Here is a 17,224-nt window from a genome sequence, read left to right as displayed (position 1 = left end):
TTGCATTGCCGGAGTCAGGTCAATTCAATTGTTTTATGTATTGGCCATGTCGGGAGTGCGGGTGGCATGCCTGCTGCACTCACAGTGGCGGCTGGCGCGCGTTCAACGCTCTGATGATGACGTTCCACTCGGTAAGTGATCTGCGACGCAGGTGAGGCGTCTTCCATAAGCCAGGATAGACATAAAAAAAGACCGGCGCATGCGCCGGTCTTGGTGTATCACCAGTGTGTCGTAAGCTTTAAGCCGACAACTCCAACAACAACTTGTTCAACCGCCGCACATACCCTGCCGGATCCTTGAGGCTATCACCCGCCGCCAGCGCAGCCTGGTCGAACAGCACCCGGCTCAAATCGCCAAACCGGTCCATATCTTGTTCCGCATCCAGCTTTTCGATCAGCGGGTGGGCCGGGTTGAATTCGAACACCGGCTTGGTTTCCGGAACGGCCTGGCCGCTGGCTTCCAGCAGCTGACGCATCTGCAGGCCCAGGTCGCCCTGGCCGATGGCCAGGATCGCCGGGGAATCGGTCAGGCGGTGCGAGACGCGTACTTCGGCCACGTCGTCGCCCAGCGCTGCCTTGATGCGCGAGGCCAGGCCTTCCTTGGACTTGGCGACTTCTTCCTGCGCCTTTTTGTCTTCTTCCGAGTCCAGTTTGCCCAGGTCGAGGTCGCCGCGTGCCACGTCCACGAACGACTTGCCGTCGAATTCGGTGAGGTAGCTCATCAGCCATTCGTCGATGCGGTCGGTGAGCAGCAGCACTTCGATGCCCTTCTTGCGGAACACCTCCAGGTGCGGGCTGTCCTTGATCTGCGCATAGCTCTCGCCGGTGAGGTAGTACAGCTTGTCCTGACCTTCGGTCATGCGGCCCACGTAATCGGCCAGCGCCACGCTCTGCGCGCCGGTGGTGTCGTGGGTGGACGAGAAACGCAGCAGGCCGGCGACCTTTTCGCGGTTGGCGTAATCCTCGGCGGGGCCTTCCTTCAGCGCCTGGCCGAAGTTGCGCCAGAACGTGGCGTATTCCTCGGGCTTGTCCTTGGCCAGTTTTTCCAGCATGTCCAGCGCACGCTTGGTCAGCGCGGACTTCATCGAATCCACCACCGGGCCGGACTGCAGGATCTCGCGCGAGACATTGAGCGACAGGTCGGCCGAATCCACCACGCCCTTGATGAAACGCAGATACAGCGGCAGGAACTGTTCGGCCTGGTCCATGATGAAAACGCGCTGCACGTACAGCTTCAGGCCCTTGGCCGAATCGCGGTGATACAGGTCGAACGGGGCGCGGCCGGGTACGAACAGCAGCGAGGTGTAATCCAGCTTGCCTTCGACCTTGTTATGGCTCCACGCCAGCGGGTTACCGGCATCGTGCGCGACGTGCTTGTAGAACTCCTGGTATTCCTGCTCGCTGATCTCGCTCTTGGGGCGCGTCCACAGCGCGCTGGCGCGGTTGACCACTTCCCACTCGGGTTCGGCGGGTTTGTCGGCGTCTTCGCCGTAGTGCTCCTTGCGCATCTCGATCGGCAGGCCGATGTGGTCGGAATACTTCTTGAGGATGTTGCGCAAGGTCCAGCCATCGGCAAAGGACTCTTCGCCGTCCTTCAGCTGCAGCACGATGCGGGTGCCGCGCTCGTGCTTGTCGATGCTGGCGACTTCGAACTCGCCCTCACCGCGTGAGGACCAATGCACGCCGTCGCTGGCGGGCAGGCCGGCACGGCGCGAATACACGTCCACCTGGTCGGCAACGATGAAGGCGCTGTAGAAGCCTACGCCGAACTGGCCAATGAGGTTGGCGTCCTTTTTCTGGTCGCCGCTGAGATGCTTGAGGAAGTCGGCGGTGCCGGACTTGGCGATGGTGCCCAGGTGGGACACCGCGTCCTCGCGGCTCATGCCGATGCCGTTGTCGTCGATGGTGACGGTGCGCGCCTCCTTGTCGAAGTCGACGCGGATGCGCAGCTCGCCGCTGCCTTCCAGCAGCTCAGGCTTGACCAAGGCTTCGAAGCGCAGCTTGTCGGCGGCGTCGGCGGCATTGGACACCAGCTCGCGCAGGAAGATTTCCTTGTTGGAATACAGCGAGTGGATCATCAGTTGCAGCAGCTGCTTGACCTCGGTCTGGAAGCCCAGCGTCTGCTTGTCGGTATCAACGGTCATTGTGGTCGTGCTCCGTGGTGGCCTGGGCCGCAGTGCGGCCGATGGCCTGGGGGATGAGGCTGCATGCGAAATTTTTCAAGGCCTGATGGCAGGATTCAGCAATGCAGCGGCCGCCCGGAACACGGCGCGGCCATGGCGGCCGCAGCGCTATCATGGGCACCGGTTCTTTCATTGCCTGCCCATGATGCCTGCCGCTCCTTTGCTGCCTTGCCTTCATCAGCCGACCACGTGCGTGCGCCGATGAGCCGCGCTGCACGGCCGGCCAGCGGCGCGGCGGAAGGGCAGGTGCGCATCGTGGGCGGGCGCTGGCGCAATACGCGTTTGTCGGTGCCACAGCTGCCCGGGTTGCGGCCCAGCAGCGACCGCGTGCGCGAAACGCTGTTCAACTGGCTGATGCCGCGCCTGGCCGGCGCCCGCGTGCTGGACCTGTTCGCCGGCTCCGGCGCGCTGGGGCTGGAGGCAGTCTCGCGGGGTGCCGCGCATGCGCTGCTGATCGAACGCGACCCCGGGCTGGCGCAACGCCTGCGTGAGCACGTGGCCCGGCTGGGCGCCGCCGAGCAGGTGCAGGTGCTACAGGACGATGCGCTGCGCTGGCTGGAGCGCGCGCCCACCAGCCAGGTGGATCTGGTGTTTGTCGACCCGCCATTCGCCGCCGGTTTGTGGGCGCCGGTGCTGGAACGGCTCTCGCCGCATCTGGCTGCAGAGGCCTGGCTGTACCTGGAAACGCCGGCCGAGCTGCCGCCGCAGGTACCGCCGGGCTGGCACCTGCACCGTGAGGGCGCCACCCGTGAGGTGCGCTATGCGCTGTATCGCCGGGCCGCTGCTACACTGAACGGCGATCCGACCCCGGTAGCTTCCGTATGAGCGTGGCCAACAGCCGCACCGCTGTCTATCCCGGTACCTTCGACCCGATCACCAATGGCCATATCGACCTGGTGAACCGCGCCGCGCCGTTGTTCGAGCGTGTGGTGGTGGGCGTTGCCTACAGCCCGTCCAAGGGTCCGGCGCTGCCGTTGGAGCGTCGCGTCGAACTCGCCCAGGAAGCCCTGGCGGCGCATGCCAATGTGGAAGTGCGCGGTTTCGATACCTTGCTGGCGCATTTCGTGCGCGACATGGGCGCCGGCGTGCTGCTGCGCGGCCTGCGTGCGGTGTCCGATTTCGAATACGAATTCCAGATGGCCAGCATGAATCGCCATCTGATCCCGGAGGTGGAAACGCTGTTCCTCACCCCGGCCGAGCAGTACAGCTTCATCTCGTCTTCGCTGGTGCGCGAAATTGCGCGGCTGGGCGGGGATGTGTCCGGCTTCGTTCCGGCGTCGGTCGTCGATGCCTTGCGCCAGGTGCGTGAATCGCGCGCCCAGGTCTGAACCGTCTCAACAGTCAACACCACCACACGCTTTTCAAAGGGAGGAGTTTCATGAAACACACCATGCGCGCGCTGGCGCTCGCTTCGATCGCCGCTCTGGCCGTCACCGCCTGCAAGAAGGAAGAGCCGGCACCGACCGCCGCTGCCGCTCCGGCTGCGCTGACCGCTCCGGCCAAGGACGACAACGCCGGCTGGAAGAAATACCTGCAGGAAGTGGTTGGCCAGAACCTGGGCACCACCACCAACAGCCCGTTCCTGTATTACTTGCCGCCGGAATCCGATGCCGAGTTCGCCGGCAGCTACGAGCGTCAGCTGGAAAGCGTGAAGACCGCGCTGGCCCGTGGCGTGCAGCCGGGCAACATGCTGGCCTTCGGTTCGTCGGCCTCCACCAAGATGGCCGACCTGATCGAAGCCGCGTTCAAGGACGTGCAGCCGGATTCGATGAAGGGCGTGCGCGTGTTGTTCATCGGCAATGCCGCCGAGAACGCGCGCGTGCAGACCATCATCCAGCCCAAGGGCGCGGAATACATCTTCGTTGAAGCCAAGTAATGCCGTACCAGGCCGGGTGCGCGGGAGGGCGCATCCGGCCGCGGCGTGGAAACGCACCATGCTGCTGACGTTGCACTCCATCCGGGTCGGCCCTTCGGGGCGGTTCCTCGACACCGCCACCGGCGGCGTCCATCGCAGTGCCTGCGCCGTCGCGCGCGAGCAGCTGCTTCGCCTGGGCCTGGCCCCGCAGGTGGCCTCCACATGTCGCTGAAGATCAACGAGCTGTGCGTCAACTGCGACGTCTGCGAGCCGGCGTGCCCGAATCAGGCCATCTCGATGGGTGAAACCATCTATGTGATCGATCCGGCGCGCTGCACCGAATGTGTGGGTCATTTCGACGAGGCGCAGTGCGTGGTGGTGTGCCCGGTCGAATGCATCGACCCGGACCCGGCGATCCCGGAAACACATGATCAACTGCTGGCCAAGCTCATCCAGCTGCAGCGCGATCATCCCGAACTGTACGAACAGGAGCCTCCCGCCCCGTGATCACTTCCCCCCGACGCTTGTTCCCGCGTGGCCTGTTGTTGTTGGCCTTCGTGGTCGCCCCAGCCGCATGGTCGGCCCAGCCCGACGCCGCAGCGGCCACGCCGCCGCCCGCCGGCACCGCCACGCATCCGCCGGGTGCGGCGGTGGCCAGTGGCCACGCGCTGGCCACCGATGCCGGGCTTCAGATCCTGCGCGAAGGCGGCAATGCCTTCGATGCGGCGATCGCGGTGTCGTCCACGCTGGCGGTGGTCGAGCCAATCAGCTCGGGGCTGGGCGGCGGCGGGTTCTTCCTGTTGCACGACGCCAAGACCGGCAAGGACGTGATGCTGGACGCGCGCGAGTACGCGCCGGAGTCCGCCACTTCCGCACAGTTTTTGGACAAGAACGGCGGGCTGGACCGCGACCGCTCGGTCAACGGCTCGTGGTCGGCCGGCATCCCCGGTTTGCCGGCGGCGCTGGTGGAACTGGCGGCCAAGCACGGCCGGCTGCCGCTCACCCAATCGCTGGCACCGGCGATCCGCATCGCTACCGAGGGCTTCCCGGTGTATGCGCGCATGGCCAAGGGCTACGCCTCGCGGCGCGAAGTGATGGAGCGCTACCCCGGCACGCGCGAGGTTTACTTGCGCGGCGGAAAACCCATTGCCGAAGGCGACATCTTCAAGCAGCCCGAGCTCGCGCACACCCTGACGTTGCTGGGCGACAAGGGCTTTGACGGTTTCTACAAGGGCGAGACCGCCAAGAAACTGCTGGCCGGCGTCAAGCAGGCCGGTGGGCGCTGGACCGCGGCCGAGCTGGCCGGGTATCAGGTCAAGGAGCGCACGCCGATCCAGTTCGATTACCGCGGCTGGAAGGTCACTACCGCGCCGCCGCCGTCTTCCGGCGGCATTGCACTCGCGGCGATGCTGCAGATCCTGGAAGGCTGGGACTTGAACACGCTCGACGACGCGCACCGCACCCACCTGGTGGTGGAAGCGATGCGCCGTGCCTACCGCGACCGCACCTTTTTCCTGGGCGACCCGGACTTTGTCGACGTACCGCAGCGCGTGCTGACCAGCAAGGATTACGCGCAGGGCCTGCGTGCCACCATCAATCCGGACAAGGCCACGCCGAGCAACCTGCTGTCGGGCAACCCGACGCCGCTGGAAGACGACGAGACCACGCACTTTTCCATCATCGATGGCGAAGGCAACCGCGTGGGCGCCACCCAGACGGTGAACCTGCTGTACGGCTCCGGGCTGATCCCCAAGGGCACCGGCGTGCTGCTCAACGACGAGATGGATGACTTTGCGCTCAAGCCTGGCACCCCGAACGCGTTTGGCGTGATGGGCTATGCCGCCAACGCGCCCAAGCCGGGCAAGCGCATGCTCAGCTCGATGACGCCCACCTTCATGGAGTCGGCCGACAAGGTCGCCGTGCTCGGCACCCCGGGCGGCAGCCGCATCATCACCATGGTGCTGCTCGGCATCCTGGGGTACGACGCCGGCCTGGACGCGCAGCAGGTCAGTGCCTTGCCGCGTTACCACCACCAGTGGTTGCCGGACGTCATCGAGGCCGAGAGCAATGCGTTCTCGCCACAAACCGCCAAGGCGCTGGAAGCGATGGGCCACGCGCTCAAGTTGCCGGGCGACACCGCCGAAGGCGGCCGCGGTTCCAGCCATGTCTGGGGCAATTTCCAGACCGTGGAATGGGACAAGCGCCGCAACGTGCTCAGCGGTGGTAGTGACCCGCGCAATCCGGTGGGCAAGGCCGCAGTGCAGCTGGCAACGCCGGCGCGGTGAGTCCCGCATGCCTGCGCCGTTTCCCGGAGCAGGCATGACGGAAGCGTTCGACGAAGCGCGCGCTTTTGCTGATGCGCGATCTTGTGCGCAATCTTGCTCAGCGGCTCGGCTCTGAGCGGGAAAGTGATCAGCAACGCCGCGCTACGAAACGTTTCAGGTGGGCCTGCACACAGTACTGACCCACGCCGGCCCAAGCGCTTGCACGCCACACCTTCGCCAGCAGTAATGCGGTTTGGCGCAGTGGCCTATGCCGGGATTGGACTTGTCGGTGTGCGTCGATTTGGCGACCATCGTGGCATGACCATTTTCCAGACCCTGCTCACCGCAATGGTGATCGCATCGCCCATCGCCGCCTGTGCGGCGGACATGACCGGCGCTGTCGGCACCACGCCGGCCGCTGGCGCCACCATCCACGTCAATCAACTCGGCTATCTGCCGGGCTCGGCCAAGCTGGCGGTGGTCAGCTTGCCGGCGTCTGCTGCGGCCGGTCCAGACCGCTTCACGGTGGAGGATGCCAAGGGCGCTCGCGTGCTGGAGGGCAGCTTGTCGCCAGCGGCCAGTTGGGCACCGGCGGGGCAACAGGCACGCGTGGCCGACTTTTCCGCACTGCGCACGCCGGGCACGTATCGGTTGAAGATCGCTGGCATGCCGGCCTCGGATGCATTCCCGATTGCAGCGAGTGCCTACCAGCCGGTCGTGGATGCCTCGCTGAAGGCGTTCTACTACAACCGTGCCAGTACCGAGTTGCCGGCACAATTTGCCGGGCGCTACGCGCGCGCGGCCGGGCATCCGGACACCGATGTGCGCATCCATCCGTCGGCGGCGTCTGCCGCGCGCCCGGCCAACAGCGTGATCAGCGCGCCCAAGGGGTGGTACGACGCGGGCGATTACAACAAGTACATCGTCAATTCCGGCATCAGCACCTACACCTTGCTGGCCGCGTATGAGCACTACCCGGCGCTGTTCAAGGCGCAGGCACTCACCATTCCCAACGATGCGCCTGGCGTGCCCGGCATCCTGCAGGAAGTATGGTGGAATCTGGAATGGATGCTGGCCATGCAGGACCCGGCCGATGGTGGGGTGTACCACAAGCTCACCGACAAGCAGTTCGATGGACTGGTGATGCCCGACCAGGCCAAACAGCAGCGCTATGTGGTGATGAAGGCCACCGCCGCCACGCTGGATTTTGCCGCGGTGATGGCGGCGGCCAGCCGCGTGTATGCGCCGTTCGACAAGCAGTATCCAGGCGCGTCGGTGCGCATGTTGAAGGCGGCGCGCAGCGCCTGGACATGGGCGCAACAACACCCGAACGTGATCTATCGCCAGCCTGACGACGTGCGTACCGGCGGCTACGACGACGCCACCGTGGACGACGAATTCGCCTGGGCAGCAGCAGAGCTCTATGTGAGCACGCGCGAGGACGCGTTCTACGACGCCATGGTGGCGCGCAATGTACATGCGAGCGTGCCGGGGTGGAGCAACGTGGGTGGATTGGCCTGGATGTCGTTGGCCGCCCACCGTGAGCAGCTCACGCCGCATGCCGACCTCGCACGTATCGAAAGCGAAATTGGCGGGCTGGCGCAGCGCCTGGGCGACCAGTGGCAGGCATCGCCGTGGCGGTTGGCCATGGCCGACAACGACTTTGTCTGGGGCAGTAATGCGGTGGTACTCAATCAGGCCATGATGCTGCTGCAGGGCTACCGGGTGACGCAGCAACGTCGTTATCTGGATGCGGCGCAATCGCAGCTGGACTACATCCTGGGGCGCAATCCGCTGGGGCTGTCGTTCGTCACCGGGGTCGGGCAGCGCACCCCGATGCACATCCACCATCGCCCATCCGAAGCCGACGGCATCGATGCGCCCGTGCCGGGCTGGCTGGCCGGTGGCCCGCAGCCGGGCCAGCAGGACGCGAAAGACTGCAAGGTGGCGTATCCGTCCAAGCTGGCTGCACTGTCGTATCTGGATAACACCTGCAGCTACGCAACGAACGAGGTGGCGATCAACTGGAATGCGCCGCTGGTGTATGTGAGTGCGGCGATCGAGGCGTCGACGCGCTGAGGGATGCTTCAGCGCGTCGACGCGGTTTTTCCTTCTCCCGTCGGGAGAAGGTGGCGCATAGCGCCGGATGAGGGGCGCCTCAGCGAGATGCCGATGCCTGACATGACAAACGCGTCGCTACGCGTCGGCAGAAGTGAATCGCCGCCAGCATCGCTTGCCGTACCCTCACCCCAATCTCCTCCCGTCGGAGAGGGGCTTAAAGCCGCCGATTCATCTTGTCGGCGCGGTTGCAGCGCGGTCGGAGAGTGCAGCGCGCGTCGGTCCTTGATCTGGACGCTTGGGACGCTCATCTCAGCTGGGAGACTCACTTCAGCTGGAAAGCTCACTCCACCCGCGTACCAAAAATCCGGTCGCCGGCATCGCCCAGGCCGGGCAGGATGTAGCCTTTTTCGTTGAGGTGGTCGTCGATGGCGGCGGTATAGACCTCCACGTCAGGGTGTACCGCTTCCAGCGCTTTCAGCCCTTCGGGCGCGGCGACCAGGAAGATGCCCTTGATGCGCCGTGCGCCAGCGCGCTTGAGCATGTCGATGGTGGCGATCAGCGTGCCGCCGGTGGCCAGCATCGGGTCCAGGATCAGCGCATCGCGTTCTTCCAGGCGGCCGGTGAGGCGCTCGAAATACGGCACCGGTTGCAAGGTCTCTTCATCGCGCTGCAGGCCGACCACGCTGACGCGGGCGGCGGGAATCAGTGCCAGCACGCCCGGCAACATCCCCAAGCCGGCGCGCAGGATCGGCACCAGGGTGATCTTGGCGCCGGCGATGCGTTGCACCTCCACCGGCCCGGCCCAGCCCGGCTGCACATGCAATTCGGTGTCCAGATTTGCCGTGGCCTCGTAAGCCAGCAGGGTGCCCAGCTCGGTCACCAGTTCGCGGAAGCCCTTGGTGCTCAACGCTGCATCACGCAGCAGGCCGATCTTGTGCTGGACCAGGGGATGACGGACTTCGACGATTTTCATGGGCGGCAGCGTGCGGGAGAGGCCCACAGTGTGCCGCAGCCGGCCGCAGCGTCGCCACACAGGGGCTGTGATGGTGCTTGCATATGTCATGTCGGTGAAACGTCGCAGACATAGTGTGCACACCCATTCTTAACCGATTGGGGAAGCACTCGTGTTGAACAAGACTCCGCTCTGCATGGCGATCACGCTGACCTTGGCCTCGGTCGCGTGGAGCCCGCTGGCACAGGCGGCAGAAGAGGCGGTCGCGACCGGTGCAGCCAGCGGCGCGGCGGCAATCGACCTGGAGCGGCTGGAAGTGCGGCCGCAGCTGGAAGCGCAAGAGCGCGCAGTCGATCTCAAGCGCGCTTCCGATGCGATCCAGGATGCGGTGGCCTCCGACGCGATGGGGCGTTACCCCGACAAGAATGTTGCAGAATCCTTGCAGCGCCTGCCCGGTGTCAGTGTCACCCGCGACCAGGGCGAGGGGCGCTTTGTGGTGATCCGCGGCCTGGATTCGTCGCTCAACAGCGTGACCATCGACGGCATGAGCATGGGGACGCCGGAAGACGGCACGCGCTCGGCGCCGCTGGACGTGATTCCGTCCGATTCCACCGAGCGCTTGAAGGTCGTGAAGTCGCCCACGCCGGACATGCCGGGCGATTCGATCGGCGGCGCCATCCAGGTGGAATCGACCTCGGCGTTCGATCGCGACGGGCGCACCCTGCGCGGGTCGATCGAAGGCAGCCACCAGTCGCTGTCGGGCAAGACCAGCCCCAAGGGCGCGTTCAATTACAGCGACATCTACAACGGCACCTTCGGTGTGGCGGTGGGTGTGAACTATCAGGACCGCGAGTCGAATCCGACAACACCGAAGTGGCGTACGACAGCTTCGACGGTGGCGCTGCCGATGACCTGTTCGCCGGCGAAGTGCAGCGTCGCAAGTACTTCATCGAGCGCACCCGCATGGGTGCCAACCTCAATCTGGACTGGCGCCCGGACGCCGACAACCGCTACTACCTGCGCTCGCTGTACAGCCGTTTCGACGATGCCGAAACACGCCAGCGCACCATCTTCGGGCTGGCCGATGGGGAGGTCAGCGCCAACGGCGATGGCACTTACGACGTGGCCGACCTGCCAGCGGACAGCATCTCCAAGCGGGTGCGCTACCGCACCAAGAAGGAAGACAACACGGCGATCAGCTTCGGTGGTGAAAACCGCCTGAGCGCTGCAACGGTGGACTACAAGGTGGGCTACACCAAGACCACCGAACGCGTAAACGACGAAATGGAAGCGCGCTTCAACTACGACGGCGACGACCTGTCGGCCACCGTGGACCAGCGCAGCGGCATCCCGCGGCTGGGGTTCTCTGACAACGGATGGCAGAGCAACCAGGACTTCGTGTTCGACCGCTTCGTCGTGTCGCCCAAGACGGTGGACGACAGCGAGCACAGCGCGCAGGTCAATGTGCGCTTCGACGGCGAACATTCCAGCTTGAAGATGGGTGTGCTCGGTCGCTGGCGCGAGCGCGATGTGGACGTCAACGAACAGGAGCTGCGGCGTGGCCCGGCGATCGACCTGAGCAGCTGGACCACCGCCGCACCGGAGCACCGCGGCGGTACGCTGGGCGAAAGCATCGGCTCGGACGGCATGCGTCGCTACTGGCGCGCGTCGGGTGGGTTGTACAGCGCACGTCCGCAGGACGTGGGCGGCAACCAGCAGGTCTCGCTGCAGGACGACTACACCGCCACCGAAGACGTCTTCGCCACCTATGCGATGGGCACCTGGGACATCGGTGCGCTGCGCATGATTGCCGGTGTCCGCGTGGAAAACACGCAGTTCAACGCCACCGGCAACCAGGTGGACGTGGCCGAAAACGGCCGCACCGCCACGGTCACGCCGCGCGAGGCTTCCAGCAGTTACACCAATGTGTTGCCGGGCCTGCACCTGCGCTACGACAGCGGCGACGATTGGGTGCTGCGCTTTGCAGCCAACAAAACCCTGTCGCGCCCGTCGTTCGGCGATGTGTCGCCGCGCGTGAGCATCAACCGTGGCGATGAAGAAGTGAGCATCGGCAACCCGGACCTCAACCCGTACCGCTCCACCAACCTGGATCTGTCGTTCGAAAAATACATCGGCAGCACCGGGCTGGTGTCGCTGGGCGTGTTCAACAAGTCGATCGACGATTACATCGTGCAGACCCTCAGCACCACCGATGCGCAGTTCCCCGGTCTGCAGGTGACGCGCTCGATCAACGGCGATACCGCCAAGGTGCGCGGCGCCGAGTTCAATTGGCAGCAGACGCTGGACTTCCTGCCCGAAGGCTGGAACGGCTTGCTGGTCGGTGCCAGCGCCACCGCCCTGGACAGCGACTTCGACCCGGGCCTGAGCGATCGTGCCGGCGACGACTTCATGCTGCCGCGCTCGTCCAAGCGCATCTACAGCGGCCATCTGGGCTATGAAAAATACGGCTTCAGTGCGCGCGTGGCAGCGGTGTATCGCAGCGAATATCTGGACACCATCGGCCAGAGCCGCGCATACGATATCTATGTCGCCCCGCACACCCAGCTTGATGTCAGCATGAGTTATCAGTTCAACAGCCACGTCAGCCTGTATCTGGAAGCGCAGAACCTGCTGGATGAGCCATTGGAGCTGTACCAGGGCGTGCCCTCGCGCACGCTGCAGAACGAAGAGTACGGCCGCACCTATGCGCTGGGCCTGAAGGTGGCGCTGTGATGCGCGCCGGCGGGCTGCTGTACTCCACCGTGTTCGCGAGCGCGTTGCTGTTGGCAGGGTGTGCGACCAAGCCGGTCGACCGCGAAGCCGACGAAGCGCTGCTCACCGATCCCACGCTCAGCGACGCGAAGGTCGCGCATGAAGTGGTGCCGGAAGCCTTCATCACTGCGCTGACGCCGTCCGACAACCTGGATTCGCCGGCCAGCTGGATTGCGCCGGATGGTAGCCGCTGGCTGATCGCCACCGCCAAGGCCACGCATGCGCTGGTGGTGTTCGATGGCGACAGCGGCAAGCGGTTGCGCGTGGTGGGCGGCAAGGGCAAGGCGCTGGGCAAGCTGGATCGTCCGAACGGGATCTCGGTGGTCGATGATCTGGTGTTCGTGGTGGAGCGCGACAATCGCCGCGTGCAGGTGTTCTCGCTGCCGGACTTCAAGCCGTTGATCGCTTTCGGCCAGGACGAACTGCGCGAACCGTACGGCCTGTGGGTGCGCAAGCACAACGGCGGCTACGAGGCGGTGGTCAGCGACAACTATATGTCGCCGGCCAACAAGGACACACCGCCGCCGCTGGCCGAGCTTGGTCAGCGGTTCCGCCGCTATCAGCTGCAGACCGCAGGGCAGGGCTGGAACGCTACGCTGACGCAGAGCTTTGGCGATACCACCGAGGCCGGTGCGGTGCGCATTGCCGAATCGGTCTTTGGCGATGAGGCCAACGCGCGCCTGATGATTGCCGAGGAAGATGTCGCAGTGGGCACGCAGTTGCGTGAGTACGGCATGGATGGCCGCTATCGCGGCCGCAATGTGGGCACGGGCTTGTTCAAGGCGCAGGCCGAAGGCATGACCTTGCTGCAGTGCGCCGACGGCAGCGGCTACTGGATCGCCACCGACCAGTTCAAGGACCGCAGCGTGTTCCAGGTGTTCGATCGGCAGAGCCTGGCGCCGGTCGGTGCGTTCGCCGGGCGAGTGACTGCCAATACCGATGGCGTGTGGCTGGACCAGCATGGCGATGCGCGCTTCCCGGGCGGGGTGTTCTACGCGCTGCACGACGACCAGGCCGTGGCCGCGTTCGATTGGCGCGACATCGCGCGCACGTTGCGCTTGAAGGACTGCGCACCGTGACAGTGATGCAGCAGTCGTTGAAGCAGCATTCGTTACGCGCCGTGCTGGCGTTGCTGGCGCTCGCCGGTGTGCCCGCCGTGGCTGCCGACAAGGCGGCCGAGCCGAACACGCAGGTACCGCTGGGCTCGACGCACTACGTGGCCGATGGTTTCCCGGACCGGATCGTCGCCACCCCGGCGCAGGATGCCGCGCGAGGCTTCGCAGTGGCCTGGCGTACCGATGCCAGCGTCACTGCGCCCTGGCTGGAACTGGTGGTCGCTGGCGATTCGCCGGACGTGGGCACGCCGCGGCGCATCCAGGCCACGACCGCGACCTTGAGCTCGGAAAACGGCGCCTCGCATCATCACCGCGCTGATGTCGACGGACTCACGCCGGACACGCTCTACGCCTATCGCGTGCAGGGCAACGGCACCTGGGGCGCGTGGAATCACTTCCGCACCGCGGCCACGCCCGACACCCCGCTGACGCTGCTGTATTTCGGCGATACGCAGAACAAGAACCTCAGCCTGGTGTCGCGCGTGATCCGTCAGGCCTGGCGCTCGGCACCGGAGGCGCGGCTGGCGTTGTTCGCCGGCGATCTGGTCAGCGGCAAGGACGGCCAGGACGATAACGAGTGGGCCGAATGGTTCGAAGCCGGGCGCTGGTTGCTGGAAGGCACCGCGGTGGCGCCGGCACCGGGCAATCACGAATATCACGAAGACGCCGAAGACACCCCGCAGGCTACGCGCGTGCTCGGCGGCCATTGGCCGGTGACCTTCGCGCTGCCGCGCAACGGCCCGGCGGCCACCGCGCGCACCAGTTACTGGTTCGATTACCAGGGCGTGCGCATCGCAGTGCTCGACGGCACCTCGGCGCTGGATCTGGGCACCGGGCAGGCACAGGCGCAGTGGCTGGACGGCGTGCTCGCCGACAACCCGCATCCGTGGTCGATCGTGCTGATCCATCAGCCGTTCTTTTCGCCGCGTGCCGACCGCGAGAACGAAAAGCTGGTCGAGCAAGTGTTGCCGGTGATCCGCCGCCATAAGGTCGATCTGGTGCTGCAGGGCCACGACCATACCTACGGCCGTCGCGGCGATGACGGCGGCCAGCCAACGCCGGTGTTCGTGGTGTCGGTAGCCGGCCCCAAGCAGTACCGGCTCTCGGACATGGCGCGCAAGACCATGCGCCCGGTGGGCGAAGACACCCAGCTGTATCAGGTGCTGCGCATCGATCAACAGAAGCTCGTCTACGAGTCGCGCACGGCGACCGGACGCCTCTACGATGCGTTCGAGCTGCAACGCCGCGCAGATGGGTCCAAGCAGCTGATCGAGCACGAAGCGGGCCGGATTGCGCCACGCGATTGCCCGCGCAGTGCCACGCTCAAGGGGCGGGCGGATCGCTGTTGGGAATGACCTGTAAGTAACTGCGGCCTGACCGCTTCAGCACCAACGCGAAGCGGCGTTGCGATTTTTATAAAAGATAAATGAGTCACACTATGAATGTGATTAAAATCACTCGGGCTGACTCTGCTGCCCGAGGTGATCCGGGCTGATGTGAGGGCAGCGCCCCCCACTCGTGAGAGCCCACATGATTCCGCATGTGTTCCATTTGACCGCACCTACCAAGCACCTGATGTGGGAAGAGCGCCGCGTCCAGGCCCGGCTGCAACGTCTTCTTCCTGGCTGGACCTGCAATGTCTGGGACGACGCCGACAATGCCGCGCTGATGCGCAGGGCGTTCCCGGAACTGGCCGATCGCTTTGAAGCCATCCGCTTCGGCGTCATGAAGGCCGACATCGCCCGCTGTGCCTACATGCATGTCTACGGCGGTTTTTACTTCGATACCGACTACAAATTGCTGCGCACGCTCGGCCCGGATGTCTTGACCCAGGCCTGCGTGCTGCCCGTGGAAGAGGGCGCGCCAGACAATGCGGCGTTCAAGATCGGCAACGCGGTGTTTGGCTCGGAGGCGGGCCATCCATTCTGGCGGGCGTTCATCGAGCACATCTTCAGCGCGCACGCGCCGGAGTTGCTGGAGGACCATCGGCAGATCCCAATGATGTCCGGCCCACGTGGAATGACGCGGTTCTATAACGCCAATGGTGCCCAGTTCGAGGGCATCGTGTTCCCGGCGCGTGATGCGTTCCATCCCGACCGCACCTGGTTCGGGCTTGGCCACCGCGGCGGCGCCACGGCAGTTGGCTCGCATCTGTGCTGGGCGTCGTGGCGCGGCAAGTCGCCGCGCCGCGCGGTCACCAACTACCTGCGCCGTAAGTTGAGTGCCGTGCCCATTTGATGAAGTCCAAGCGGCATATTGGCGTTTTACGTTTGCGAATGCAGTTGCGGCGACCTCATGGGTCGCCGCACCTGTGTTGTCGTGTGGCTGTCGCGGCGCAGATGACGAGCGAGACGGCTGACGAACGCCCTACGCCGCATCGCCATCAGGCGGTGCCACATCCACTGCTCGGCGCGTGTCAGACGCAGCCAGCACCAGGTGCACTGTGCTGGCGGCACGTCACCTCGCCATCACTCAACCTATTCACCAGCCCTCAAGCCGCCTCGGCCTGCGCCTGGCGCGGGCCTTCCTTGAGTGCTTTGGCGATCAGGCCCACCAGCAGGTCGAGTTCGGCTTCGTCCATGCCGAAGTGCGGAGTGAAGCGCAGCGAATTCTCGCCGCCGTGGATCACGTTGACGCCGTGGTGGCGCAGCCACTCCTCGGTGGAGCCGGCGCCGTAGCACTTGTACTGCGGTGCCAGTTCGCAGGAGAACAGCAGGCCGGTGCCCTGCACCTTGGTGATCAGGCCGCCGAGCTCGGCCTGCAGCGCTTCGAGCTTGCGCAGCGCCTGTGCACCGCGCAGGCGGATGTTGTCGCGGATCTGCGGGGTGAACAGCGCCAGCGTGGCGCAAGCCACATCCAGCGCGCGCGGGTTGGTGGTCATCGTGTTGCCGTAGGTGCCCTTGCGGTACACCTGCGCGGCCTGCTCGGTCACCGCGAGCACCGAGAGCGGATATTGCGCGGCATTGAGCGCCTTGGAATAGGTTTCCAGGTCCGGCGGATCGAGCTGCTCGAAACCGGGGTAATCCACCACCGACAGCACGCCGTGCGCACGCAGGCCGGCCTGGATCGAATCCACCAGCAGCAGGCTGCCGTGGTTACGGGTCAGCGTGCGCGCGGCGGCGTAGAACTCCGCCGGCAGCGCACGGCCCGGGTCGCCTTCGCCCATCACCGGCTCCAGGAACACCGCCTCGATAAACCAGTGGTTGCGCGTGGCCTCGTCAAAGGCACGCTGCAGGGCGGCGATGTCATACGGGGCAATCGCAATCACCGAGTCTTCGTCGCGGTAGCTGGCCAGGTACTTGCTGTAGGTCTTGCGGCTGGAATCGGAATACAGCCCCGGGCGATCGGTACGGCCGTGGAAGCTGCCCTTGACCACCAGTCGCTTGATGGTGGCGCCGGCGTGGCGCGCACCCGGGTCGGTGTGCAGCTTGGCGTTGGTGTCGACGATGCGCGCGGCCAGGCCCACCGCTTCGGAGCCGGAGTTGAGGCACATGAAGCGCGCGAACGGGCAGCCGCCGCGGGTGTGGCCGATCTCCGCACGCAGGGCGCGGTCGAGCTTGCGCTGCGCCAGGCTGGGCGTCATCACGTTGGCCATCACCTGCGGGCGCGCCATGGCGTCGAGCACCGCCTCGGGCGTATGGCCGAAACCGAGCATGCCGTAGCCGCCGGCGTCGTACAGCACCGCGCCCTTGAGCGTGATCACCCACGGGCCGCGCGCGGCCAGCGCCACGTACGGAGTTACCGCATCGTCGGCATAGAAATTGATAAAGCCGTCCTGCACCGCGCTGATCTGCGCGTCTTCGTCCAGGTCCAGCAGGTCCGCAACCTCCGCCTGCACCAGTGCGTATTCGCTGCCGGCGGCCGCGATGGCCTGGCGCAGGGTGGGGTGGTCGGTGGCCAGGCGTTCGATGGTGGCATCGTCCAGGCCGGCGGTCAGGCGGCGGCCGGCGTGGGCACGCAGCGGGGCGAGCGGGGCAAGGACAGACATGCGCATCTCCTGAAGCGGTGGCGTTCCCGTCACAT

General features: G+C 65.5%; 13 protein-coding genes and 1 pseudogene. 11 read left to right on the top strand and 3 right to left on the bottom strand.

The window, feature by feature from the left end:
* Positions 1–238: 238 nt before the first annotated feature.
* Entirely contained in the window at positions 239–2,143 is a 1,905-nt protein-coding gene (gene htpG, locus ACCQ01_RS13475; RefSeq protein WP_228432224.1) for a molecular chaperone HtpG, read from the bottom strand.
* Positions 2,144–2,275: 132 nt separating this feature from the next.
* Here htpG and rsmD point away from each other — a divergent pair, with 132 nt between their 5' ends.
* From rsmD to ACCQ01_RS13440, 7 genes are all read left to right on the top strand, one after another.
* Positions 2,276–3,007 carry a 16S rRNA (guanine(966)-N(2))-methyltransferase RsmD gene (rsmD, locus tag ACCQ01_RS13470; RefSeq protein ID WP_372358900.1) on the top strand — a complete coding sequence of 244 codons (732 nt, stop codon included), beginning with the start codon at positions 2,276–2,278 and terminating at the stop codon, positions 3,005–3,007.
* Positions 3,004–3,510 carry a pantetheine-phosphate adenylyltransferase gene (gene coaD / locus ACCQ01_RS13465; RefSeq protein WP_011037533.1) on the top strand — a complete coding sequence of 169 codons (507 nt, stop codon included), beginning with the start codon at positions 3,004–3,006 and terminating at the stop codon, positions 3,508–3,510. Before rsmD ends, coaD begins: the two co-directional genes overlap by 4 nt.
* 50 nt (positions 3,511–3,560) lie before the next feature.
* A complete protein-coding gene (locus tag ACCQ01_RS13460; protein WP_014508077.1) occupies positions 3,561–4,058 on the top strand; it encodes a hypothetical protein in 498 nt (165 codons plus the stop codon).
* Between the two features lie 58 nt (positions 4,059–4,116).
* Positions 4,117–4,269 carry a hypothetical protein gene (locus ACCQ01_RS13455; RefSeq protein WP_228432223.1) on the top strand — a complete coding sequence of 51 codons (153 nt, stop codon included), beginning with the start codon at positions 4,117–4,119 and terminating at the stop codon, positions 4,267–4,269.
* Positions 4,260–4,544, top strand: coding sequence for a YfhL family 4Fe-4S dicluster ferredoxin (locus tag ACCQ01_RS13450; protein WP_011037531.1), 285 nt, complete (start codon positions 4,260–4,262; stop codon positions 4,542–4,544). Before ACCQ01_RS13455 ends, ACCQ01_RS13450 begins: the two co-directional genes overlap by 10 nt.
* A complete protein-coding gene (gene ggt / locus ACCQ01_RS13445) occupies positions 4,541–6,322 on the top strand; it encodes a gamma-glutamyltransferase (protein ID WP_228432221.1) in 1,782 nt (593 codons plus the stop codon). Before ACCQ01_RS13450 ends, ggt begins: the two co-directional genes overlap by 4 nt.
* 297 nt (positions 6,323–6,619) lie before the next feature.
* Complete coding sequence (locus ACCQ01_RS13440; protein WP_228432219.1) at positions 6,620–8,380, top strand: glycoside hydrolase family 9 protein; 1,761 nt, start codon at positions 6,620–6,622, stop codon at positions 8,378–8,380.
* A gap of 322 nt (positions 8,381–8,702) precedes the next feature.
* Here ACCQ01_RS13440 and upp read toward each other — a convergent pair whose 3' ends face one another.
* Positions 8,703–9,335 carry a uracil phosphoribosyltransferase gene (gene upp, locus ACCQ01_RS13435; RefSeq protein WP_228432217.1) on the bottom strand — a complete coding sequence of 211 codons (633 nt, stop codon included), beginning with the start codon at positions 9,333–9,335 and terminating at the stop codon, positions 8,703–8,705.
* Positions 9,336–9,486: 151 nt separating this feature from the next.
* Here upp and ACCQ01_RS13430 point away from each other — a divergent pair.
* The 4 genes and pseudogenes from ACCQ01_RS13430 (at position 9,487) to ACCQ01_RS13415 (ending at position 15,439) form a co-directional block, all read left to right on the top strand.
* Positions 9,487–12,047, top strand: a pseudogene (locus ACCQ01_RS13430) (TonB-dependent receptor).
* Positions 12,047–13,165, top strand: a complete 1,119-nt coding sequence (locus ACCQ01_RS13425; protein WP_228432216.1) for a phytase — start codon at positions 12,047–12,049, stop codon at positions 13,163–13,165. Before ACCQ01_RS13430 ends, ACCQ01_RS13425 begins: the two are co-directional and overlap by 1 nt.
* Positions 13,166–13,170: 5 nt before the next feature.
* Positions 13,171–14,556, top strand: coding sequence for a purple acid phosphatase family protein (locus tag ACCQ01_RS13420; RefSeq protein WP_228432336.1), 1,386 nt, complete (start codon positions 13,171–13,173; stop codon positions 14,554–14,556).
* A 175-nt stretch (positions 14,557–14,731) separates the two neighbouring features.
* Positions 14,732–15,439 (top strand): glycosyltransferase family 32 protein, encoded by a 708-nt coding sequence (locus ACCQ01_RS13415; RefSeq protein WP_228432214.1) that lies wholly within the window; start codon positions 14,732–14,734, stop codon positions 15,437–15,439.
* A 253-nt stretch (positions 15,440–15,692) separates the two neighbouring features.
* On the opposite strand, the gene ACCQ01_RS13410 is transcribed toward ACCQ01_RS13415, so the two are convergent.
* Positions 15,693–17,189: an aminotransferase class III-fold pyridoxal phosphate-dependent enzyme gene (locus ACCQ01_RS13410; RefSeq protein WP_228432212.1), complete on the bottom strand. Its 1,497-nt coding sequence runs from the start codon at positions 17,187–17,189 to the stop codon at positions 15,693–15,695.
* Positions 17,190–17,224 lie beyond the last annotated feature (35 nt).

It is taken from the genome of Xanthomonas sp. NCPPB 4037 (assembly GCF_041475695.2).
In the GTDB taxonomy this organism is placed as follows: domain Bacteria; phylum Pseudomonadota; class Gammaproteobacteria; order Xanthomonadales; family Xanthomonadaceae; genus Xanthomonas; species Xanthomonas campestris.
The sequence above is the reverse complement of the archived record's forward strand: the minus strand, read 5'-3'. Positions and strand labels throughout refer to the sequence as shown.